The following is a 22,772-nucleotide window of genomic DNA, read 5'->3' as shown; positions in this document are numbered from 1 at the left end:
TCGTCCGGGGATGGCACCGGAGCCGCCCGCCTTCGTCCGCTTGGCCGCCCACCCCCTGCGGTGGTCGCTGCTGACGGCGCTCGCCGGTGGCGATCTGCGGGTCCGGGAGCTGGTGGAGCACGTCGGCCAGCCGCAGAACCTGGTCTCCTACCACCTGCGGCTGCTGCGCGCCGGCGGGCTCGTGACCGCCACCCGCAGCAGCTTCGACGGCCGGGACAGCTACTACCACCTCGATCTCGACCGCTGCGCGGGCGCGCTGGCGGAAACCGGCGCGGCGCTGCACCCCGCCCTGCGGCAGGAAACCCCGGCCCGGCCCGGGCGCCTCGCCGTGCTGTTCGTCTGCACCGGCAACAGCGCCCGCTCCCCGATCGCCGAAGCGTTGCTGCGACGACGAACCGGCGGCCAGGTGACGGTGACCAGCGCGGGCAGCCACCCGAAGGCCGCCCTGCACCCCGGCGCGGTCCGGGTGCTGAGCGACGAGTTCGGCATCGACGTCGCCGGGCAGCGGCCGCGGCACCTGGACACGGTCGCCGGGCACCGGTTCGACCACGTCATCACGGTGTGCGACAAGGTCCGCGAGGTCTGCCCCGAATTCCCGCACCACCCGCGGCGCCGCCACTGGAGCATCCCCGATCCGGCGGCGGCGCGGGCTCCCGGCTCGTTCGCCAGGACCGTGGCCGAGCTCGACACGCGCGTCCGGCACCTGCTGCCGGATCTCGTTGCGGCACAAGACAAGGAGGTCCGGCCGTGAGCGATCAGCACGCCGGTGTCCGGTACGTCGTCGACGACGTCCCGGCGGCCATCGAGTTCTACACCACCCACCTGGGCTTCACGGTGCGCATGAGCGCCGCACCCGCCTTCGCCGACGTCGTCCGCGGCCCGCTGCGGCTGCTGCTGTCCGGCCCGGCGAGTTCCGGCGCCCGCGCCACTCCCGCCGACGCGTCGGCCGCCGGGCGCAACCGCATCCACCTGGTGGTCGCCGACCTCGACGCCGAGATCGCGCGGCTGAGCGACGCCGGGCTGGACTTCCGCAGCGACGTGGTCGCGGGGCCCGGCGGCCGGCAGATCCTGCTGGCGGATCCCGCGGGGAACCTGGTCGAACTGTTCGAGGCCGCCCGCTAGCAGGGCCGGCATTCCCGCGCCGCCCGGATGAGGCGGCGGGGGTTCGTCATGCCCATTCAACCTTACCAAAGGTAACTTCTGACCCCTTCTTGACTTTACCAATGGTCAAGAGGAAGGTACTGGCCACCTGATTCGTCTAGACCAATCGGCGCTCCCCGCGGTACGGCCATCCCCAGGAGGAGACCCATGTTTCGGACCACCCGGATCACCACCGCAGCCTTGACGACTGTCGCGACCGCGGCCGCGACGGCCCTGCTCCTCTCCGGCGGGGCCGACGCCAGCCCCGGGGCCGTGGCCGCCGGCTGCGGCGTGCTGTTCGACGACTTCCACTACGCCGCGCCCACCGACGCCGCCTTCGGCCAGGCCGGCTGGACCACGCGCAACGACGTCGGCAGCCCCGGCGTGCCCGGCGCGCGCTGGCTCACCGGCAACATCAGCTTCCCGGCCGTGAACGGCGAGCGCGTCGCCCAGCTCACCGCCACCACCGACGGCAGCGCCGCGGGCACGACGCACGCCGAGCTGTACCAGAACCAGCTGCGGTTCCGCGAAGGCACCTACGCCAGCCGCGTCCGCTTCACCGACGCGCCGGACAGCGGCCCCGACGGCGACCACGTCAACGAAACGTACTTCACGATTTCCCCGCTGCGGTACGACCGCGACCCGCTCTACAGCGAGCTCGACTTTTCCGAGTACCTCCCCAACGGCGGCTGGGGCGGCTCGCAGGCGAACTACCAGACCAGCTGGTACACCTACTGGAACAACCCGACGTGGGACGGCCTGCGCACCTCCACCGCGCAGAACCGCAGCCTCGCCGGCTGGCACGACATCGTCACCCAGGTCTCGGCCGGGCACGTCAAGTACTACATCGACGGCGTGCTCACCGCGGACCACACGACCGACGCCCAGGGCAACCCGGTGTACCCGCGCACGCCGATGTCGATCAACTACAACATGTGGTTCATCGACACCGCCGGGCACACGGGCGGCACCAGCGCCTACACCGAACAGGTCGACTGGACCTACTACGCGGGCAACCAGGTCGTGGCCCCGGCCGACGCGGTCGCGAAGGCCGGGCAGTACCGCTCCGCCGGAACGTCCCATGTGGACACCGTCAGCGGCTGCACGACCCCGACGAGCCCGTCGCCGACCACCCCTGCCACGCCGACGACGGTCACGACGCCGACCACCCCGTCCCCGTCCGCGAACTGTTCGACGGCGCCGGAGTGGGACCGGGGCGCGGTGTACCTGGAAGGTCAGCGCGTGCAGCACAACGCCCACCTCTGGCAGGCGAACTGGTGGACCCAGGGGTCGGAGCCCGGCCTCACCGCCCAGTGGCGCGACCTCGGCCACTGCTGACCTCTTCCCCCTCACCCACCGGGAAATTCCGATGCGCAGACGCACCCTCGCCGCCGCACTGGCCGTCGCCGCCGTGACCGCCACCGCCTGCGGTACCGAAACCCCCGCTCCCGCCGCCCGCGGCGGCACGCTGACCGTCTGGCTGATGAACGGCGACCTCAGCGAAAAGGCCGCCTCGGCCATCACCGCCGCCTTCGAGAAGGCCACCGGCGCCGAGGTCACCGTGCAGATCCAGGAATGGGACAACATCAACACGAAGATCAGCACCGCGCTGGCCCAGGACACCACACCCGACGTCATCGAGATCGGCAACACGAACGTCCCGCTGTTCGCCGCCAACGGTGCGCTGACCGACCTCACCCCGCGCCACGACGAGCTCGCCGCGGGCCAGACCTGGCTGCCCGGCCTCGCCGGGCCGGCCACTGTGGACGGACACCTCTACGCCGCGCCGCTGTTCGCCGGCAACCGCGCGGTGATCTACGACAAGCAGGCCTGGGCCGACGCCGGCGTCACCGCGCCGCCGAAGACCTTCGGAGAACTCACCGCCGCCCTGGACAAGGTCAAGGCGAAGCACCCGGCGCCGGACTACTCGGCCTTCCACTTCCCCGGCCGGTACTGGTTCGGCGCGCTGCAGTTCGTCTGGGACGCCGGTGGGCAGCTCGCCACGCAGAAGGACGGGAAGTGGACCGGCGCCCTCGAAAGCCCCGAAGCGCTGAAGGGGTTACAGGCGTGGAAGGACTTCCAGAACGCCTACTCCTCCCCGGCGTCCCGCAACGTCGACACCAAGGCCCCGGACCAGGCCGCGATCTTCTCCGCCGGCGGAGCGGCGGCCATCCTCGACACGAGCGTCAACACCGTGCTCAAGAACAAACCTGAGCTGAAGGACCGCCTGGGCACGTTCCCGTTCCCGAGCACCACCCCCGGGAAGACGCAGCCGGTGTTCCTCGGCGGCTCGGACCTGGCCATCGCCGCCAAGAGCCGCAACCAGGACCTCGCGCTGGCCTACCTCAAGGCGGCGACCGACCCCGCCGTGCAGCGCGACGCGATCGCCGGCCTCGACGGCTGGACGCCGATCTCCACGGAGCTGATCGACCAGGTCACCCCGGCGCTGCCCCCGCTCAACGCGGCCTTCGCCACCGCGGCGAAGACCAGCGTCGCCACCCCGGCCGCACCCGGCTGGGCGACGATCGAGAGCGACAAGTCCATCAACACGTTCTTCGCCGACATCGCCACCGGGCGCCGGCCGATCGCCGACGCCGCCCGGGAATTCGACGCCCACCTGACCGAGGCGCTGGGCGCCCGCTGAGACGGCGGGGTGAGCCGGCCGGCCGCCGGACCACCCCGCCCCTGTGCTGCGAAGGAGTCTTCGTGCTGCTCGAGAAGGCGCACCCCCGGGAAAGAACGGCGGCACCCCGCCGCCGGTCCCTGCTGCCCTACGGCCTGCTCCTGCCCGCGGCCGTGCTGCTCGGGCTCGTGCTCGGCTACCCGCTCGTCCGGCTGGTCGTCATTTCGCTGCAGGAGTACGGCCTGCGGTCGCTGTTCACCGGCACGACGAGCTTCGCCGGCGGGGACAACTACGCCGCCGTTCTCGGCGATCCCCAGCTGCCCGGAGTCCTCGCGCGCAGCGTCGGGTTCTGCGCCGCACTGGTCGCCGGCACGCTCGTGATCGGGTTCGGCGTCGCCCTGCTGCTGCGGCGCCTGGGCCGGGGCATGCGCACGGCCGTCACCCTGTGCCTGATCGCGGCGTGGGCGCTGCCGAACGTGGCGTCCACCCTGGTCTGGCAATGGCTCTTCCAGCCCGGGTACGGCGTGGTGAACTGGCTGCTGACGCGGCTCGGCTTCGGGCACTTCACCCAGCACGACTGGACCACGAGCCCCGCCTCGGCGTTCACCCTCGTCTGGCTGCTCGTCGTGTGGCAGTCGGTCCCGTTCGTCGCGCTCACCCTCCACGCCGGCCTGTCGCAGATCCCGCGGTCCTACTACGAAGCCGCGGCACTGGACGGGGCCGGGCCGTGGCGGGTGCTCCGCACGATCACCGTCCCGTTCCTGCAGCCGATCCTCGGCCTGGTCACCATCCTCTCGGTCATCTGGGACTTCACCGTGTTCAACCAGATCTGGATCCTCACCCAGGGCGGCCCGGACGGCGGCACGACGACGCTGGGCATCTGGACGTTCACCCGCGCCTTCAGCCGCAACGACTTCGGCCAGGGCGCGGCGATCGCCGTCGTTTCGGTCGCGCTGCTCGTCGGACTGACCGCCGTGTACGTGCGGCGGCTCGTCCGCTCCGGGGAGGACTTGTGATCCGGCGGTTCGGCCGAAATACCGCAGCCACTGTGTTCTGCCTGGTGTGGATCTTCCCGGTCTACTGGATGGTGCTCACGGCGTTCAAGCCCGCGGGCAAGATCCTCAGCCCCAGCCCGGAATTCCTGCCCTTCGACGTCACCCTGGACAACTTCGCCGACGCGCTCGCCAAGCCCGGGTTCGTCCAGGACCTCGTCAACAGCGTCGTGGTCGTCGTCGCGGTCGTCGCCCTGTCCGTCGTGGTCGCCTTCCTGGCCGCGACGGCGTTGACCCGGTTCCGGTTCTTCGGGCGCCGGAGCTTCCTCGTCGGCGTGCTCGTGCTGCAGATGGTGCCGGTGCCCGCGCTGGTCATCCCGCTGTTCCTCGGCCTCAAGAGCGCGCACCTGCTCGACACGCTGCCCGGGCTGATCCTGACCTACGTGGCGCTCGTGCTGCCGTTCACGATCTGGACGCTGCGCGGCTTCCTGCACGGCATCCCGGTCGAGCTGGAAGAAGCCGCGATGGTCGACGGGGCCACGCGCGGGCGCGTCATGCGCTCGGTCCTGCTGCCGCTCGTGCTGCCCGGGCTGATCGCGACCAGTGTGTTCGCCTTCATCACGGCGTGGAACGACTTCCTGTTCGCCTATGTCATCATGAAGGACAGCTCGGGCTACACGCTGCCGGTCTGGCTGGTTTCGTTCAGCACCAGCACGGGCACCGACTACGGCGGCCTCATCGCCGCCTCGACGCTGTTCGCGCTGCCCGTCGTCGTCTTCTTCGCGCTCGTGCAGCGCCACCTGGTCGAGGGCATGACCGCGGGTGCGGTGAAGGGATGATGCTCATCCCCCACCCCGCGCGGTTGGCCCGCCGCGCCGGTTCCTTCGCGCCCGCCGGCGTGCGGCCCGGTCCCGGCACGGACGGCCCGGCCCGGCTGCTCGCGGCGTACGCGGGACTGCCGCTGGTCCACAGTGGACCAGCGGTCCGGCTCGCCGTCGCCCCGGGGTTCGGACCGGAGGAGTACACCCTCGACGTCACGGCCGGAAGCGCGTTGCTCACCGCGTCCACGGAAGCGGGTCTGCTGGCCGGGGTGCAGACGGTCCGCCAGCTGCTCCCGCGGCTACCGTGCCTGACGATCCGCGACGTACCCCGGCTGCCCTGGCGCGGGGTGCTGCTCGACGTCGCCCGGCACTTCATGCCGCCGGAGTTCCTCCGCGAGTTCGTCGACCTGCTGGCCCTGCACAAGTACAACGTCCTGCACCTGCACCTCACCGACGACCAGGGCTGGCGGATCGAGATCGACGGATGGCCCCGGCTGACCGAAATCGGGGCGTGGCGCGCCGAGTCGATGGTCGGGCCCGCGGGCAGCGGCGTCTTCGACGGCGTCCCGCACGGCGGCTTCTACACCCAGCGCGAGCTACGCGACCTGGTCGCCTTCGCCGCCGGCCGCGGTGTCCGGGTCGTGCCGGAGATCGACCTGCCCGGGCACGTGCGCGCGGCCCTGGCCGCCTACCCCGAGCTCGGCAACCGGCCGGAAACCCCGCTGCCGGTGTGGACGGAGTGGGGCATCAGCCCCGACATCCTCGGCGTCCACGACGGCGCCTTCGCCTTCTGCCGGGACGTGCTCACGCAAGTCGCCGACGTCTTCCCGGCCCCGCACCTGCACATCGGCGGCGACGAATGCCCGACCACGCAGTGGGAGACGAGCCCGGGCGCGCGGCAGCAAGCGGCCCGGCTCGGGGTGCGCCCCGCCGAACTCCACCCGTGGTTCCTCGGCCGGCTGCACGACGTCGTCGCGGACCTGGGCCGCCAGGCGGTGTGCTGGGACGAAACCGGCCACGCCGCGGGACGGCTGCCCGCGGGGCTGGTCGTCACCGCCTGGCGCGACGCCGCGCACGGTGCGCTCGCCGTCGCCCGCGGCCACCAGGTCGTCATGGCACCGCACACCGCGACCTACTTCGACTACCCGCAGAGCGAGGACCCCGGCGAGCCACCGCGCGGGCCGGTGACGACGCTCGAGGACGTCTACCGCTTCGATCCCCTCGCGGGCGGGCTCCCGGTCGCCGACGGAGCCGGACCGGGCGTCCTGGGCACCCAGGCCCAGCTGTGGACCGAACACGCCCCGACACCCGACCACGTGCGGCACCTGGCGTTCCCGCGGCTGTGCGCGCTGGCCGAGCGGGCGTGGTCGCCGCCGGGCCGCGATTATGCTGACTTCCACCAGCGCCTGGCCGCGCACCTCGACCGGCTGCGGGCGCTGGGTGCCCTGCCGAAGGAGCGCGTCCGGTTCGCCGGCGCGGTCCCCGTACCCGGGAAGACGGTGCCTTGACCGCTGCGCCATCCGGGGCTTCGCCCCAGGCCGGGGGCTCCGCCACCCGGAACCCCCGAAAGATTGCCGATGTGCCGGCGGACCGGCCGCCCACCGTGAAGCGCGACCGCGTCCGGCGGCACCTGCTGAAGGTGATCGAGAACGCCGATCCGGGCACCGGGCTCGCCTCCGAACGGGACCTCGCGACCGAGCTGGGCGTCTCGCGCCCGACCGTCCGGGCGGCCATCGACGAGCTGACCCGCACCGGGTTGCTGGTGCGCCAGCGCGGCCGCGGCACGTTCACCAGCCCGCAGAAGGTCACCCAGGAACTGGCGACCGGGCTCGCGGTGCCCCCGGCGGAGGGCCACTGGACCAGCCGGGTGGTCGCGTTCGCCACCGCGCCGGCGTCGCGATCCCTGGCCGCCGAGCTGGAGCGCGAACCGGGCACGCCGGTGCTGCGCGTCACCCGCGTCCGCCACGTCGACGACGAACCGATCGCGATCGAACGCCTGGCGCTGCCCGCTTCCCTGGTTCCCGGCCTGCGGCCGGCGGACCTCGAAACCGGCAACTTCTACCGGCTGCTGCGGGAACGCTTCGGGATCGCCGTGCAGGACGCGGTGCAGACGATCGAGCCGGCGGTCACCGACCCCGGCCAGGCCGAACTGCTGGAAATCGCCGTGTACGCCCCGATCCTGCACATCGCGCGCCGCACCCGCGACACGACGGGCCGGATCGTCGAGCTGACCCGGTCGGTCTACCGCGGCGACCGCTACCGCATCACGTCGAAACTCCGCTTCGACGCCGAATCCGGTTAGTTTCCGGTGAATAATTCTTCACCGCCTTCCGAAAACGGGCTTTCTTAGCCTCCCCTCGTTACACGAAAGAGTGAACGCGGGCGGCGTCCGAGTGACCTTCGCGCCGAAATCCCCTCGTCACGCCAGGTGCCCACCGCGGCCCGCGGGGCGAAATTGCGCTGTTGGCATCGCCTTTTCGGCGCCCGAGTGAAAGCGCTTCACCGCGTCGCCGGTGCGGGCATAGGATTTTCCTTCGGCCGGGAAACGATTCCCGTGCTTTTCTCTCGAAATGAATCGAGGACCATTCATGCGAAGACGCATGCTGGGAGCGCTCCTGCCCCTGGTGCTCGCCGCGGCCACCGCCGTCCCGCTGCCCGCGGCCGCCGATCCCGCTCCGGCGGTCTCGGCGCTGACGAAGTCGGTGCAGGGCACCGGTTCGCCCGCCGCGCACGGCGCGACCGCGAACTGGGTCGTCGGCTACGAAGACCACGCCACCACGACCGGCGCCGCCACCATCACCGACGCCGTCGGCGCGGGCCAGGCCTACCAGGCCGGCTCGCTGCACGCGCCGCCCGGGTGGACGCCGGAGTGGTCCACCGACGGCAGCACGTTCACCGGCACCGAACCGGCTTCCGGGGTGACCGCCGTCCGCGCGACGAACCCCGCCGCCGGGCCCGACGCGACCCAGCTGACCGGCGCCCTCACCCCGCCCGTGCAGGCGGTCACCACCGCGACCGGCGGTGACGGCTTCACCCCGATCCTGTACCGCACCCCGGGCGGCACGCTGCAGGCCTGGAACATCTACCACCACCTGGGGGCCACCGCGCCGAAGGTGGTCTGCACCGATCTCGCCACCGGGACGCGCTGCCCGGGCGGCCCGTGGCCGAAGGTGCTCAACACCGCGCCCGGCCCGCTCGGCACCCTGGGGGCCGGCGACATCACCACCACCATGGTCGAGCAGTACGTGCGGGACCCCGCCACGCCCGCGAAGGTCTACTACCCCGCCGTCACGGCCGCGTCCGTCGGCGTCGCCTGCCTCGACGTGGCCGCCGCGGCCAACTGCGGGTACTGGCCGCTGGCCGCCCTCGGCGGATCGCCGCCGGTGAGCGGCCTCACCGGGTTCGTGGAAACCGGCGGCAACGTGTACGGCCTGATCAGCAGCGGCGCGGTGGTCTGCTGGACCATCGCCACCCAGAGCGCCTGCGGCGGCCAGCCGTACGCGCCGATCGCGCCGCCCATCAGCGGGAACCCGCACGTCTACGGCGCGCTGGACGTGGTCGCGGGCAAGGTGTTCGCGTCCTCGTCGAACCCCGGCACCGGACAGCAGCCGTCGCTGGGCTGTTTCGACCCGACGACGGCCACGGCGTGCGCCGGCTGGGCGTCCTGGCGGCCGACGGGACCGGCGGGCAACTTCACCTACAACGCCTACACGGCCTTCAGCACGGCCGGCGCTCCGGTGGGCGCGTGCTCGTCGACGACCGGCAGCACCAACGTCACGACGTGCTACGCCCTCGACGGTTCGGCTCTGCCCGCGCCGCCGGGCGCGGCCGCGCTGCCGAGCGGGACCTACGTCTTCAACCCGGAGGTCGTCACCGACCCGGGCGGCCACCTGCGCAGCTACCTCCCGGTCTGGAACGGCGGCATTGCGGGTGCGGCGCTGTGCCACGACTGGACGACCGGGGCGGCGTGCGCGGGGTTGCCCGCCTTGATCACCCACCCGTCGGTCAACGGCGGGGCCACGCGGGACTACGGCTACACGTACGACCCGCCGTCGGGTTGCCTGATCGGCCTGGGCGACGCGGGCGTGTTGTTCTCGATGGACCCGGCCACCGGGGCCACGCCATGTGTCCGCTCCGGCGCGCAGGTGACGCTTCGCCCGGGTGACTTCTACTGCGACGGCGGATCGCACGTCCAGGGCTATACGGCGGCGCGGCTGGTCGGCATCGACCCGGCGAACGTGGACTTCGCGGCGTCGAGGGTGACGGTCGTCGACTCCGGCGGCGCCGTGGTGCCGACGCCGGGCTTCGCCCCGGACGGCTCGGTCGACCTGACCGGCGTCTCGGTGGCGGCACACCCGTCGATCACGGTGACGACGACGCTGGTCCTGCACAGTGCGGCCGGCTTCAGCGGTTCGCTGGTGGTCGACTTCGCGGGCGACGCACCTCAGCTGTGCCTCCGCACGACGATCGCCACGGACTGCGCGGTGACGTCGGTGGCGAACACGGCGACGGGCACGGATTCGACGGGTTCGTTCACGTCCAACACGGTGACGCTCCCGGTCGCCCCGGGCGCGTCGTGCACCCCGGACGTGACCGTGCAAAAGGAGATCTGCACGGCGTCCCACCCGGCCCAGTGCGGCGCGGGCGGCGCCGGTCCCTGGGCGAAACAGGCCCCGGTGGGCTTGCTCGGCGTGCTCGCGGCGTCGGCGTACTGGCGGATCACGGTGACGAACCACGGCCCGGTGGGGATTACGTCCGCGCAGGTGGTGGACACCGTGGAGCCGTCGTGCCAGACGGGTCCGTTCACGCTGCAGGCGGGCCAGTCGAAGCAGGTGTACTGCGCGACGTACGCGCTGCTGAACCTGTTCCCGATCACCAACAAGGCGAAGGTGACCTACGTGCCGGTGAACGTTCCCCCGGGGACGCCGCCGTCCACCACGGACTGGTCGTCGGCCAAGGCCTGTTCGCTGCTGTGCAGCCTGTAGGGAGGTGAGGTCACCGGCCCGCGGGGAGGTTCCCCGCGGGCCGGCTCACACCGTGACGGCGTCGCCCGCGGCCGGCTCGGGGGCCTTCGGCGAAACCGCCGGCGCCATCAAGACCGCGCACAGGGGCACCGCCATCGCGATCGCCGCCAGCACGAACACCGGGAACAGGAACGAGAACACCTCCGCGCCCGCCGGGTCCGGCGCGTTCACGTCCATGGTCATCCGGACCGCCGCCATGCCCGTGTAGTGCATGCCCGTCACCGCCGCGCCCATCACGAAGCCCGCCAGCAGCCGCAACGAGAGGCGGTCGAGGAACACCGCGAACCACAGCGCCGCCGTCGCCGCCACCACCGCGATCACCACCGACAGCGCGACCAGGCCGCCGTCGTAACCGAAGTCGCCTTTGACGCGCAGCGCCGACATTCCCGTGTAGTGCATGACGTTCACCGCCAGGCCCGTGAGCACGCCGCCGAGGGCGAGGCGCCACCAGCCGAACTTCGCGCGGCCACCCACCACCACGAGCCCCGCGAACACCGCCGTCACCGAGAGGACCGCCGACAGCACCGTGCGGAAGACGTCGTAGCGGACCGGCATCCCCGGGGTGCTGAAGCCGAGCATCGCCACGAAGTGCATCAGCCAGATGCCGACGCCGCCGATCGAGATCGCCGCCAGCACCAGCCACCGCACGCGGTGGCGGGGGTTCGCCGCATGCCGGGCCTGGACCGCGCACGCCAGCCCGAGCGCGCAGCCGACCACCGACGTCAGGTAGGCGAGCACGAGCAGCCAGTGCCCCAGCGCGAAATGCTCCATGGCGAGTCCTCTCTACAGGTCGCGCAGCCCGTACAGCACGCGTTCCATCAGGTCGTGGCGTTCGTCCCAGCTCGGGTTGTCCGACAGCGTGTCGCGGACGACCACCAGGTGGTCCTGCATCAGGTCCGACACGAGCACCCGGACCACGCCGAGCGGAAGCGCCAGCAGGGCGGCGATCTCCAGCAGCGACCGCGGCCGGACGCACAGCTCGATGACCTCCGCCGACGCGCTCGACGTCGGGTAGGCGGCTTCGGCCCGGCCCGCCGCCGTGGTCTCGACCAGCGCTTCGACGGCGATCTCCACCGACGGCGCCGTCCGGCCTTCCGTCCACGCGTAGGGGCGGGCGAGCGCCGGGCTGCGGCGCGGCTCGTCCCCGGACGGGCCGGGCGGCGGATCGTCGATCACCGGTGGTCCTGGGCCACCGATATCCCGCGCGCGGGCACGTCGACCTTCTGCCCCACCCGCTCGACCAGCATCGTCATCTCGTAGCCGACCAGCCCGATGTCGCAGCCGGCCGAGGCGAGCACGACGAGGTTCGAGCCGTCGCCCACGCTCATCAGCAGCAGGAACCCCTGCTCCATCTCGATCACCGACTGCACCACCCGCCCGGCGGTGAACAGCTCCGCGGTCCCCAGCGACAGGCTGGACAGGCCGGCCGCGATGGCCGCGAGCTGGTCGGCGCGTTCCCGGGGCAGCGCCTCGTCGGCGGCCACGAGCAAGCCGTCGGCGGAGACCAGCACGGCGTGCGCGATCCCGGAGACGTCCTGGACGAACCCGTTGACCAGCCAGTTCAGCGTCGCCGTCCGTTCGGGCGGCGCCGCGGGACCGGGGAAGGCCGTCCCGCGGAGGGACCGGGCCGGCGGTTCGGCGCCGGGGCGCCGAGGGTGCAGTTCCGTCATCGCGGATCCTCTTCGTCCTTTCCGGATTCTTCGGTGCGGGCCGCGGTTTCCTGCCGGGCCGCGCGCATGCCCTGGTAGTGGCGGGAGAGGCTGCTGCGGACGGCGGTGGCGTCGCGGAACGTCCCACCGGTCTGCTCGCGCACGCGCGGGACGACCGCGCCGGGCGCGAGCTGGGCCCCGGGCCGCCGGGCCGGCAGACCGGCCTCGGTGAGCCGCTGCGCAAATGCGGGCTTGAGAGCGCTTTCGGCGGCTTGCCGCGTACGGTCGGCCGGAGTCTCCCACTCGCCCACGACGGCGGTTTCGGTACGGGCGACAGGCTTTTCGACGGGCTCATCGACGGGCTCGTCGACCGAAGTGGGCCAGTCCGGGGCGGGAATCGCGTAATCGGCGGCGGGCAACGCCGATGCGGCGGGGGGCGCGGCCGAGGGGGTTTCGGGCGCGGAGCTTCGGTGGGCGGCAGGGGATTCGGGGGCGGAGCTTCGGTGAGCGGCCGAGGATTCGGGCACAAAGCTACGGTGGACAGCAGGGGATTCGGGCGCGGAGCTTCGGTGAGCGGCGAAGGATTCGGACCCGGAGGTTCGGTGGACAGCGGGGGTTTCCGCTCGGCCGGCCAAGCCGGTTTGGGCCGGGACCACCTCGGCCCTCTCCCCCACTGCCGGCCACTCCACCGGCCCGGCCGATCCGTTCCGCCGGACCACCGGCTTCGCCGCCGGCTCGGTGAACCAGCTCGTCACGACCTGCTCGAAGATCGGCGTCGAGGCCTGGGCCGGCACCACCGGCGGCCGCGGGTGGCCGCCGGTGCGGTTCGCTCCGGCGGGCACGAGCCGGCCCGCGCCGATCGGGCGGGCCAGGTCGGCGAGCACCAGGGTGCCCGGGACGTGGACGCTCGCCGTCACCCCCGCGTGGCGCGCTGCCGTGCCGGTCGCCCGCACCCTCACCGTCACCCCGTGCAGCGCCGCGAGCCGGCCGACCACGAACAACCCCATCCGGCGGGTCGTCTCCGGGCCGACCGTCCCGGCCGCCGCGAGGCGGTCGTTCACCGCCGCGAGCTCGGCCGGGGTCATGCCCAGCCCCTGGTCGACGACCTCGATGAGCAGCCCGCCGTCGGCGCCGCGGTCAGCCGTCAGCGCCACCTTGTGCTCCGGTGGCGAGAACCGCGTCGCGTTCTCCAGCAGCTCCGCGAGGATGTGCACCACGTCCGCGGCCGCCTCGGGCTGCACCGAGCTGCGCGGTGCGTTGCCCAGCGCCACCCGCCGGTAGTCCTTCACCTCCGACGTCGCCGCGCGCAGCAGGTCGCGCGTCGGTACCGGTTCGCGGCCGTGCCGGACCGGGCGGCCGCCCGCCAGGACGTGCAGGTTCTCGCCGTTGCGGCGCAGCCGGGTCGCGATGTGGTCGATCCGGAACAGCTCGTCGAGCCGCCGCGGGTCCTGCTCTTCGGCCTCGAGGTCTTCGATGATCGACAGCTGCTGCTCGACCAGCGACTGGCTCCGCCGCGACAGCGTCATGAACATCTCGCTGACCTGCTTGCGCAGCTCGGCCTGCTCGACGGCGAGCCGGACCGCTTGGCGGTGCATGTCGTCGAACGCGCGGGCCAGCTGCCCGATCTCCTCCTCCGTCCGGACGCCGGAGCCGGGCACCGCGCGCCAGTCGACGTCGTGGCCCTCCCGGATTTGCCGGACGGTCTCCGGGAGCTGTTCGTTCGCCGCGCGCAGGGCGGCCGCGCGCAGCCGGCGCACCGGCGTGACGAGCGAACGCACCACCAGCAGCGCGATCGCCAGCGCGCCGAGCAGCGCACCGAGGACCAGGGCCGTGTCGCGCAGCGAATCCGACCGGGCCCGGTCGGCCGCGGCCGAAACGTCTCCCGCCAGCTTCGCTGCGACGTCGTTCAGCACGCCCGTCACGACGGTGGTCTCGGCGGTGATCGAGGGGGCGAACGACGCGAGCGGCGCGCCGCCGGTCCCGGCTTGCTGCAGCGAGTCGAGGCGGGCTTCGGCGGAGCTCGTCGCCGCCTTGAACCGGGCCAGGAGATCACCGGAGAGCCGGTGTTCGGCCTGCTCGCCGAGCACCTCCTGCTCGGCGGCGGTCTGCACCACGGCCGGCCGCAGCGAAGCGTCGTCCGGGCTGTTCCGCGCCGCCCGCGCGTAGGTTTCCTCGGTGGCCAGCTCGGCCCGCAGGTGCACCAGCAGCCGCGCGGTTTCCGCACCCGCCGCGGTTTCGCCGCCGTCGTCGGCCGGGACGAACGCGGGCACGAGGTCGCCCAGGGTGGCGATGATGTCGTTGTAGCCGGCGGCTTTCGTGCGGACGTCGCCGCCGCCGGCGGCGCGGATCCCGGCCAGCTTGCCCAGCGCGGTGTTCAGCGCCCGGCCGGTGTCGGCGGGCAGCGGCGCGAAGCCGGTGTCCCGCTGGACCGCGGCCACCTTCGCGTCGACCGCGGCGGTCAGCGTGTCCGGCGCGCCGGCCGGAACGGCGACCGCGGCGACCATCTCCTCGCCCAGCGACGCGGTCAGGTCGATCGTGTCGTGCAGCACCGGCAGCCGGTCGCGCGCCGCGCTGAGCGCGGTCGCCCGGTCGAGTTCGCCCTGGATCCGGATTTCCGCGAGCGCCACCGCGACCAGGACCGGCAGCAGGAGGACGACACTGATCTTGGTGCGGACGCTCCAGTGCGCCGGCCACCACGCGGCGTCCGCCGGCCGGCGGGGGGTGGATCTGCTTTCGTGCATGGCGGAATCGCTCGATTCCCAGCCGAAGGCACGGCTGACGTCGAACTCGGACAGGAGAAGGGGCCCCAGGGCCGACCACGGACGCCGGCGAGCGGACCGGAACCCGGTTCCCGGACCGGGGAAGACGTCGTGTTGATCGAGCCGACCAGCAGAGAACCCCACGCCCGGCATCCTTGTCAACCCTGCGCAGCGGCGTTTCGGAACGCGGGGAGCGAATTGAATCCGAAGGACCGGAGCGGTTCACGCATAGTGTTCCGATGGTCGCTGCTTGTACAATGTACAAGGACGTTCACGCAGCTCCGGGCGGCTCCCGACCGCCAGCGAGGAATTCCGGCGCACTGGCGGCAGAATTACCCACAGCAGTTGCGGCGGCGCATTCGTGGCGAAGTCGGCCATTGGTCGCGTGGTGTGTTAGTAATTCCCGGGTGGGGCTCCGGGACGGGGACGCCGGTACTGCGGCCCGCTTCGGCGACGCCCCGCTGTTGTTCCTGCGCGGCGGGGACCACCCGCAGCGGTGAACGCTCAGCGGGCGCCCCGGCGGTCCATCGGACCCCACTCGCGGGAACCCTGCTCGTCGACCAGGGTCCGGGCCTCCTCAAGCACCTCGTCGGCCACCCAGGCCAGCGGCTCCGCGTCCACGACCAGCGGCTCGTTGTCCGGGCCGCGGGCGATCTCGCGGCCACGCAGGACCCAGGGCCGGACTCCGGGCCCGCGCAGATCGCGCAGGTGCTCGTAGTCGTACAGGCGGCGCGCCAGCCACAGCCGGACCGAGCGGTCGCGCCACCACGGTTCCCGGCGCAGCGAGTTCGCCGACAGCCCCGGCAGGGCGATACCGGTCAGCCCGTCCCGGCTCGACGCGGAGTCCGCGAGATCGATCTCCGGTCCCCGCGACCAGCGGACGTACAGGTCGTCGTCGCCTTCTTCTTCGAAGAGCCGGGCCAGCTCGGCCAGATCCTTCACCGTCGGCAGCATGATCACGCAGTACCCTCGCGTCGCGCGGCTAACCTAACTGGTCAGGATCTGCGGGGAAAGCACCTTCAGCGTCGCGTTGGCCCACTTCAGCTGCCGCAGCGTCTGCGGGTGGCACCGGGTCGCCAGGGCCAGCAGCTCGGCATCCTTCGCCGCCTGCGCGCTCTGGGCGAGCAGCTCCCAGTCGAGCGACACGCCCGCCGCCCGGCGGTGCAGCCGGCGCAGGTCGGCGAGCAGGAGCAGGCCCGGCTCCGGGCGGCGGGCGCTCAGCTCGGCCAGTGCCGTCCGCAGCGGTTCCAGGGGGCCGGGGCCCGGCACGTCCTCACCGAGGTCCAGGTCGTAAGCCGCACCGGCGCGGGCGACGTCGCGGACGTGCGCCGCCGACCAGGCGGCCAGGTCCCGGGCGACGTGGTGGACCTCGTGCTCCGCGTGGTGCCGGTCCGAGGTCTTCAGCAGGTCCTTGGCCAGGGACGTCTCCGCGCGGTGCAGTTCGCGCAGGACGAGTCCGAGCTTCATCGGACGACCTCCTCGTCGACGGCCGCGGGCACCGGCTCGGGCCGCGGGACCGCGACCGCCGAGACCTTGCGCAGGGCGGCCGCGGCGGTCTTGAACAGCGGCTGCTTGGACACCGGGTCCCAGTCGGTGAAGGTGAGCTCGTTGGCCGCGCGGTCGCCGTCCTTGCCCGCCGGGTGCTCGACGTCCCAGTAGCCGTAGTGGAACGGCAGGAACAGCACGCCGTCGCGGATCCCGCCGACGCGGATCCGGGCGCGGACGGCCCCCCGGGGTGTCGAGACCTCCGCGAGGTCGCCCTCGGCGAACCCGGCGGCGGCCGCGTCGCGTTCGGACACTTCGAGCCACACCTCCGGCGCGGCCGCGTTCAGCTCCGGCGCCCGGCCGGTCTTCGTGCGGGTGTGGAAGTGGTAGAGGCTCCGGCCGTTGATCAGGAAGTACGGGTGGTCCTCGTCCGGCCGCTCGTGCGCCTCGACGTATTCGGCCCCCTTGAGCATGGCCTTGCCGTCCGGGTTCATCGCCCGGTACTCGACCGGTTCCACCGGCGCCCCGGTGACGAGGTCACGGCCGTAGCTCTCGCAGTACTCGGGCCCGGCGAAGAACTTCCCGTCGGCGTACAGCCGTTCCGTCCCGTCCGGACGGTCGGGGGTGCAGGGCCACTGGACGCCGCTGACTTCGCGCAGTTTCGCGTAACTGAGGCCGCTGTAGTCGCACGGCCGCCCCGCGGACGCGCGTTTCCACGCCTCGAATGCGGTTTCCGCGTCATGCCACTGCGGGAACGGCTCGCCGTCGTTGCCGCGGAAGTCCATCCGCCGCGCGTAGTCCAGGAAGATGTCCAGGTCGGCGCGCGCCTGGCCGGGCGGGTCGATCGCCTTCTCCGACAGGTGCACCGTGCGGTCGGCGTTGGTGAACGTGCCGGTCTTCTCGCCCCAGATCGCCGCGGGCAGCACGACGTCGGCGAACTCGGTGGTCTCGGTGCGGAAGGCGTCCTGCACGATCAGGAACAGCCGCGAGGAGTCGAGGATGGATCGGATGCGGTGCAGCTCGGGCAGGGACACGGCCGGGTTGGTGGCCGACACCCACAAGAAGCGCAGGGTGCCGGTTTCGGCGTAACGCAGCATCTGCATGAGGTGCGTCGGCGGCCCGTAGTGCGGGATCTTGCCGACGTCGACGTTCCACAGCCGCGCGAGTTCGGCCACGTGGTCGTCGTTGGCCCAGTTGCGGAACCCGGTCAGGTCGCCGTCGGCGCCGCATTCGCGCGTGTTCTCGGCGGTGGGCTGGCCGTTCATCTGCAGCACGCCGGCGCCGGGCCGGCCGAGCATGCCGCGCAGCAGGACCAGGTTGTTGACCTGCACGGCGGCCGCAGAGGCCTGGTGCGACTGGTAGAAGCCTTGCAGGACCGTGCACAGCAGCCGTTCGGCGGAGCCCAGCAGCCGGGCCGCTTCGCGGATCTGCTCCGCGTCGAGGCCGCAGATCGGCGCGACGCGCTCGGGCGGGTAATCCGCGACTATCGCGGCGAGGTCGTCGTAGCCCACCGTGCTGCGTTCGACGTACGCGCGGTCGACCCACCCGTGCTCGATGATCTCGTGCAGGAGGCCGTTCATCAGCGCGACGTTGGTCCCGGGCAGCGGCGCCAGGTGCAGCGTCGCCGCCCGGGCGACCGGGGTGTCCCGCGGGTCGACGCACAGCACCGCGGGCGGGTTCGGGCCGGCCAGCCGGTCGAGCACGCGCGACCACAGCACCGCCTGCGTCTCGGCCATGTTGTGCCCGAAGAGAGCGATGACGTCGGCGTGGTCGACGTCGGTGTAGGACGACGGCTGGCCGTCGCAGCCGAAGGACTCCTTCAGCGCGGCCGCCGCGGTCGCCGTGCAGAGCCGGGTGTTGCCGTCGAGGTGGTTCGTGCCGAGCCCGCCGCGGGCGATCGCGGCGAGGGTGTAGTACTCCTCGGCGAACAGCTGGCCGCTGGTGTGGAAGCCGAGCGCGCCCGGCCCCTGGTCGTCCAGCAGCTCCTTGCTGCGCCGGACGATCAGGTCCATCGCCTCGTCCCAGCTCGCTTCGGTCAGCTCACCGTGCTTGCGCACCAGCGGCGTCGTCAGCCGGTCCGGCGACGAGCCGGCCTGCCAGCCGAAGAGGTCCTTCGGGTCGAGGCGCCCGCGGTTGACGCGGTCGTCCGCGCGGCCGCGGACACCGGCGATCCGGCCGTCTTTTACTGCGATGTCGAGCCCGTCGCCGTTGGAGTGCAGTACCGCGGCGCTGCGGACCCAGCGGTCGACGTCGTCCGGCCGCAGGCCGCCGCCGAGGTGACTGTCCACCCGGACCGGCCACGGCTCGCCCGGCCCGTAGGGCGTCCTGGTCCCCCAGGGCTCGGTGATTCCGTCGCGTTTTCCCACCGCAAGGACCTCCGATCACGAACCGACTCAGCCGGGATACCCGCTCCTCCCGCGGGCAAACGTTTCTCTCGGGTGTTTAATTTGCGCCACGCAACAGTGACTGTGAATCCGATTCGTCCGCGTCGACCGCTCCGGCGAACCGCTCGAACGCGGCGATCGCGGCTGCGCGCGTCCCGGCGTCGAGCCGGTGCAGGACACCCGCCAGCACCCGGCGGCGGTCGCCGTCGACGCGGTCCACGAGCTGGCGTCCCGGCGCGGTCGGGGCGAGCAGCGTCTCCCGCCGGTTCAGCGGGTTGGGCGCCTTTTCCAGCAGGTTCAGCGCGACCAGGCGGTCACACGCCCGGGTGACCGAAGACGGGTTCATCGCCAGCTCGCGCGCCACCTTGCCCATGGTGACCGGGGTCCGGTCGACCACCACCCGCAGCGCGCGGAACTGGGTCAGCGTCAGCTGCTCGGTGTTCCGCTCGACGGTCGAGTCGGCGATCATCACCATCGCCCGCAGCACCGCCAAGGCCGCTTCGGTGCCGTCTTGCTCCGCCCACGCTTGCGTCACGCAAGCATGATAACCGCCGAAAGCGGGTACAGCGCATCGTGAGCGCCGCCGACAGCCCAGCCGGGGAACCGGACGGTGCGAAAGTGCGCTCGCCGGGTCCTCGATGCGCTCGCCGAAGCGGCACCGCGAAGCAAAGGGAGTACTCATGAGCCAGACAGTCGGTGACTACCTGCTCCAGCGCCTGCGCGAGTGGGGCGTGGAGCAGGTCTTCGCCTATCCGGGCGACGGCATCAACGGCCTCGTCGCCGCCTTCGGCAAGGCGGACGACCAGCCCCGCTTCGTGCAGGCCCGGCACGAGGAGATGGCCGCCCTCTCGGCGGTCGGCTACGCGAAGTTCAGCGGCAAGGTCGGCGTCTGCATGGCCACGTCGGGCCCGGGCGCGATCCACCTGCTCAACGGGCTTTACGACGCGAAGCTCGACCACGTCCCGGTGGTCGCGATCGTCGGGCAGACCGCGCGCAGCGCGATGGGCGGCAGCTACCAGCAGGAGACCGACCTGCAGGCGCTGTTCAAGGACGTCGCGAGCGAATACCTCGTCGAGGTCAACGTGGCCGAGCAGCTGCCGAACGCGCTGGACCGGGCGATCCGCACGGCCGAGTCGTCCCGCTGCCCGACCGCGCTGATCATCCCCGCGGACCTGCAGGAGGAGCCGTACTCCCCGCCGCAGCACGCGTTCAAGCAGGTGCCCTCCAGCCCGCCGAGCACGTCCCGGTCCCGGCCGGTGCCGCCCGAACAGGACATCGAGGCGGCCGCCGAGGTGCTCAACGCCGGCGAGAAGGTCGCCATCCTGGTCGGGCAGGGCGCGCGCGGCGCGGCCGAGGAGGTCCGCCAGGTCGCCGAGGTCACCGGCGCCGGCGTGGCGAAGGCGTTGCTGGGCAAGGACGTCCTGCCCGACGACCTGCCGTGGGTGACCGGCTCGATCGGCTTGCTCGGCACCCGGCCGAGCTACGAGCTGATGCGCGACTGCGACACGCTGCTGATCGTCGGCTCGAACTTCCCGTACAGCCAGTTCCTGCCGGACTTCGGCCAGGCGCGGGCCGTGCAGATCGACCTGGACGGCCGGTTGATCGGGATGCGCTACCCGACCGAGGTGAACCTCGTCGGGGACAGCGCGGCGACGCTGCGCGCGCTGCTGCCGCGGCTGACGAGCAAGCCGGGCTCCTCGTGGCGCGAGACGATCGAGAAGAACGTGGCTTCGTGGTGGGAAACCGTCGAGAAGGAAGCCTCGGTGGACGCCGACCCGGTGAACCCGATGGCCATCGTGTCCGAGTTGTCGAAGCGGATCCCGGAGAACGCCATCGTCACCGCGGATTCCGGCTCGTCGACCAACTGGTACGCCCGCAACCTGCGCATCCGCGGTGACATGCGCGGGTCGCTGTCGGGCACCCTGGCCACGATGGGCGCCGGCGTGCCGTACGCGATCGGGGCCAAGTTCGCCCACCCCGATCGGCCGGTGATCGCCCTCGTCGGCGACGGCGCCATGCAGATGAACGGCCTCGCCGAGCTGATCACCATCACCCGCTACCACACCCTCTGGAGCAACCCGACCTGCGTGATCTGCGTCTTCCACAACAACGACCTCAACCAGGTCACCTGGGAGCTGCGCGCGATGGGCGGCGCACCCAAGTTCGAGGAATCCCAGAGCCTGCCGGACGTCGACTACGCCGGCTTCGCGCTGTCCCTGGGGCTCGCCGCCGTCACGGTTGACAAGCCCGGCCAGCTGGCCTCGGCCTGGGACACCGTGCTCTCGGCCGGCAAGCCGGCGGTGCTGGACGTCCGGTGCGACCCGGACGTGCCGCCGATCCCGCCGCACGCCACCTTCGAACAGGTCAAGTCCGCGGCCCAGGCCGTGCTCAAGGGCGATCCCGACGCGTTGCACCTCGTCGCCCAGGGCGTCAAGACGAAGCTGCAGGAGTTCCTGCCGGGGAAGGGCCGATGACGCGCGGGGTCGCTGCGGCGCGGGCGCTGTGGGGCGGCGGGCTCGTGGTCGCGTCGCGGTCCCTGCCGATCCCGCGGAAAGTGGCGCTGGCGCTGGGTATCCGCCACCTGGCGCAGGCCACGGCCACCCTGCGGCGGCCGGACGGAATGGTCGCCCGCTGGGGCTGGACGCTCGACGCGGCGCACAGCGTGAGCATGCTCGGCCTGGCGGTGGTGTCCCGCCGGTGGCGGGCCGCGGCGCTGGCGAACGCGGTGGTCGCGGCCGCCTGGGCCCGTGCGGCCCGCACCGGAGAACGGAGGCAATCATGACCGGAACGGACAACCAGGTCGTCGTCGTGACCGGGGCCAGTGGGGGCATCGGCCGCGCGGTCGCCCGGGCCTTCGGCGCGCGGCAGGCCCGCGTCGCCCTGCTGGCCCGGGGCGAGAAAGGGCTCGAAGCCGCCGCCGAAGACGTCGACCGCGGCGGCGGGACGGCGCTCGCGATCCCCACCGACGTCGCCGACTTCGACCAGGTCGACGCCGCGGCCGATCGGGCCGAGAAGGAGCTCGGCCCGATCGACGTCTGGGTGAACGTGGCCTTCACCTCGGTGTTCGCGCCGTTCGACGAGATCGAGCCGGACGAGTTCCGCCGCGTCACCGAAGTCAGCTACCTCGGCTACGTGCACGGCACCATGACCGCCCTGCGGCGGATGAAGCCCCGCGACCGCGGCACGATCGTGCAGGTCGGCTCGGCGCTGGCCTACCGCGGGATTCCGCTGCAGAGCGCGTATTGCGGTGCGAAGCACGCCGTCCAGGGCTTCAACGAGGCCCTGCGTTGCGAGCTCCTGCACGACGGCAGCCAGGTCCGCACCACGATGGTGCAGATGCCGGCGGTCAACACGCCGCAGTTCTCCTGGGTCCGGTCCAAGCTGCCGCACCAGGCGCAGCCGGTGCCCCCGATCTACCAGCCGGAGGTCGCCGCCCGTGCGGTGCTGCACGCGGCCGGCCACCCGCGCCGGCGCGAGTACTGGGTCGGCGGCAGCACCGTCGGCACGCTCGTCGCGAACGCCGTCGCCCCCGGCCTCCTCGACCGCTACCTCGCCCGGACCGGGTACCGGTCCCAGCAGACGGACGCGGACAAGCCGGCCGGTCAGCCCGAGAACCTGTGGACCCCGGCCGACCGCACGCGGGATTTCGGCGCCCACGGCCAGTTCGACGACAAGGCGACCCCGCGCAGCTTCCAGCTCTGGGCGAGCCGGCACCACGGCCTGCTCACCGCCGGCGGGAGTGCGCTCGCCGCGACGGCGGTGGCGGTGTGGCGCCGAGCCCGGTCGTGACCGGCTCAGGCCTCCTGTCCCCGTCTTGCCGTCGGTGCTCCCTCGGCCTCGGCCTCGGCCGAAAGGACGAGGTCCCGGCACTCGAACCGCCCTTCGGCCGAGGTGA

General features: G+C 72.4%; 20 protein-coding genes. 12 read left to right on the top strand and 8 right to left on the bottom strand.

Annotation, left to right across the window (positions count from 1 at the left end):
- Window positions 1-10 precede the first annotated feature (10 nt).
- The 9 genes from AB0M80_RS27730 to AB0M80_RS27690 all read left to right on the top strand — a co-directional run bounded on the left by AB0M80_RS27730 (window position 11) and on the right by AB0M80_RS27690 (window position 10,561).
- Window positions 11-751, top strand: a complete 741-nt coding sequence (locus AB0M80_RS27730) for an ArsR family transcriptional regulator (RefSeq protein ID WP_364570795.1) — start codon at window positions 11-13, stop codon at window positions 749-751.
- A complete protein-coding gene (locus AB0M80_RS27725) occupies window positions 748-1,122 on the top strand; it encodes a VOC family protein (protein WP_364570792.1) in 375 nt (124 codons plus the stop codon). The genes AB0M80_RS27730 and AB0M80_RS27725 overlap by 4 nt, the downstream gene beginning before the upstream one ends.
- A 186-nt stretch (window positions 1,123-1,308) precedes the next feature.
- Window positions 1,309-2,478 carry a carbohydrate-binding protein gene (locus tag AB0M80_RS27720; RefSeq protein ID WP_364570789.1) on the top strand — a complete coding sequence of 390 codons (1,170 nt, stop codon included), beginning with the start codon at window positions 1,309-1,311 and terminating at the stop codon, window positions 2,476-2,478.
- A gap of 31 nt (window positions 2,479-2,509) precedes the next feature.
- Window positions 2,510-3,784 carry an extracellular solute-binding protein gene (locus AB0M80_RS27715; protein ID WP_364570787.1) on the top strand — a complete coding sequence of 425 codons (1,275 nt, stop codon included), beginning with the start codon at window positions 2,510-2,512 and terminating at the stop codon, window positions 3,782-3,784.
- A gap of 62 nt (window positions 3,785-3,846) precedes the next feature.
- The gene (locus AB0M80_RS27710) at window positions 3,847-4,779 is read left to right on the top strand and encodes a sugar ABC transporter permease (RefSeq protein ID WP_364570784.1); all 933 of its coding nucleotides are present in this window, start codon (window positions 3,847-3,849) and stop codon (window positions 4,777-4,779) included.
- Entirely contained in the window at window positions 4,776-5,594 is an 819-nt protein-coding gene (locus AB0M80_RS27705; protein WP_364570781.1) for a carbohydrate ABC transporter permease, read from the top strand. Before AB0M80_RS27710 ends, AB0M80_RS27705 begins: the two co-directional genes overlap by 4 nt.
- Window positions 5,591-7,084, top strand: a complete 1,494-nt coding sequence (locus tag AB0M80_RS27700; protein ID WP_364570778.1) for a beta-N-acetylhexosaminidase — start codon at window positions 5,591-5,593, stop codon at window positions 7,082-7,084. Before AB0M80_RS27705 ends, AB0M80_RS27700 begins: the two co-directional genes overlap by 4 nt.
- A 71-nt stretch (window positions 7,085-7,155) precedes the next feature.
- A complete protein-coding gene (locus AB0M80_RS27695) occupies window positions 7,156-7,878 on the top strand; it encodes a GntR family transcriptional regulator (protein ID WP_364570775.1) in 723 nt (240 codons plus the stop codon).
- A 286-nt stretch (window positions 7,879-8,164) separates the two neighbouring features.
- On the top strand, window positions 8,165-10,561 hold the full coding sequence (locus AB0M80_RS27690) for a hypothetical protein (protein WP_364570772.1): 2,397 nt from the start codon (window positions 8,165-8,167) through the stop codon (window positions 10,559-10,561).
- Between the two features lie 45 nt (window positions 10,562-10,606).
- Here the strand turns inward: AB0M80_RS27690 and AB0M80_RS27685 are convergent, their stop codons facing one another.
- From AB0M80_RS27685 to AB0M80_RS27650, 8 genes are all read right to left on the bottom strand, one after another.
- The gene (locus AB0M80_RS27685) at window positions 10,607-11,371 is read right to left on the bottom strand and encodes an MHYT domain-containing protein (protein WP_364570769.1); all 765 of its coding nucleotides are present in this window, start codon (window positions 11,369-11,371) and stop codon (window positions 10,607-10,609) included.
- Window positions 11,372-11,383: 12 nt separating this feature from the next.
- Window positions 11,384-11,776: a DUF742 domain-containing protein gene (locus tag AB0M80_RS27680; RefSeq protein ID WP_364570766.1), complete on the bottom strand. Its 393-nt coding sequence runs from the start codon at window positions 11,774-11,776 to the stop codon at window positions 11,384-11,386.
- Window positions 11,773-12,270: a roadblock/LC7 domain-containing protein gene (locus AB0M80_RS27675; RefSeq protein ID WP_364570763.1), complete on the bottom strand. Its 498-nt coding sequence runs from the start codon at window positions 12,268-12,270 to the stop codon at window positions 11,773-11,775. The genes AB0M80_RS27680 and AB0M80_RS27675 overlap by 4 nt, the downstream gene beginning before the upstream one ends.
- Window positions 12,267-14,990 carry an ATP-binding protein gene (locus tag AB0M80_RS27670; protein WP_364570760.1) on the bottom strand — a complete coding sequence of 908 codons (2,724 nt, stop codon included), beginning with the start codon at window positions 14,988-14,990 and terminating at the stop codon, window positions 12,267-12,269. Before AB0M80_RS27670 ends, AB0M80_RS27675 begins: the two co-directional genes overlap by 4 nt.
- Window positions 14,991-15,512: 522 nt before the next feature.
- Window positions 15,513-15,962, bottom strand: coding sequence for a DUF6098 family protein (locus AB0M80_RS27665; RefSeq protein ID WP_364571182.1), 450 nt, complete (start codon window positions 15,960-15,962; stop codon window positions 15,513-15,515).
- A gap of 33 nt (window positions 15,963-15,995) precedes the next feature.
- Window positions 15,996-16,475, bottom strand: coding sequence for a hypothetical protein (locus AB0M80_RS27660; protein WP_364570757.1), 480 nt, complete (start codon window positions 16,473-16,475; stop codon window positions 15,996-15,998).
- The gene (locus tag AB0M80_RS27655; protein ID WP_364570754.1) at window positions 16,472-18,859 is read right to left on the bottom strand and encodes a molybdopterin-dependent oxidoreductase; all 2,388 of its coding nucleotides are present in this window, start codon (window positions 18,857-18,859) and stop codon (window positions 16,472-16,474) included. The genes AB0M80_RS27660 and AB0M80_RS27655 overlap by 4 nt, the downstream gene beginning before the upstream one ends.
- A gap of 76 nt (window positions 18,860-18,935) precedes the next feature.
- Window positions 18,936-19,412: a MarR family transcriptional regulator gene (locus tag AB0M80_RS27650; RefSeq protein WP_364570751.1), complete on the bottom strand. Its 477-nt coding sequence runs from the start codon at window positions 19,410-19,412 to the stop codon at window positions 18,936-18,938.
- A 145-nt stretch (window positions 19,413-19,557) separates the two neighbouring features.
- Here AB0M80_RS27650 and AB0M80_RS27645 point away from each other — a divergent pair, with 145 nt between their 5' ends.
- The 3 genes from AB0M80_RS27645 to AB0M80_RS27635 are packed head-to-tail and all read left to right on the top strand — an operon-like array spanning window position 19,558 to window position 22,666.
- The gene (locus AB0M80_RS27645; RefSeq protein WP_364570748.1) at window positions 19,558-21,351 is read left to right on the top strand and encodes a thiamine pyrophosphate-requiring protein; all 1,794 of its coding nucleotides are present in this window, start codon (window positions 19,558-19,560) and stop codon (window positions 21,349-21,351) included.
- Window positions 21,348-21,659 carry a hypothetical protein gene (locus tag AB0M80_RS27640; protein ID WP_364570745.1) on the top strand — a complete coding sequence of 104 codons (312 nt, stop codon included), beginning with the start codon at window positions 21,348-21,350 and terminating at the stop codon, window positions 21,657-21,659. Before AB0M80_RS27645 ends, AB0M80_RS27640 begins: the two co-directional genes overlap by 4 nt.
- Window positions 21,656-22,666 (top strand): SDR family oxidoreductase, encoded by a 1,011-nt coding sequence (locus AB0M80_RS27635; protein ID WP_364570742.1) that lies wholly within the window; start codon window positions 21,656-21,658, stop codon window positions 22,664-22,666. Before AB0M80_RS27640 ends, AB0M80_RS27635 begins: the two co-directional genes overlap by 4 nt.
- The last annotated feature ends 106 nt before the right edge of the window (window positions 22,667-22,772 follow it).

This window comes from Amycolatopsis sp. NPDC051045 (genome assembly GCF_040682955.1).
Lineage (GTDB): Bacteria > Actinomycetota > Actinomycetes > Mycobacteriales > Pseudonocardiaceae > Amycolatopsis.
This window is presented reverse-complemented; position numbering and strand designations above follow the sequence as displayed.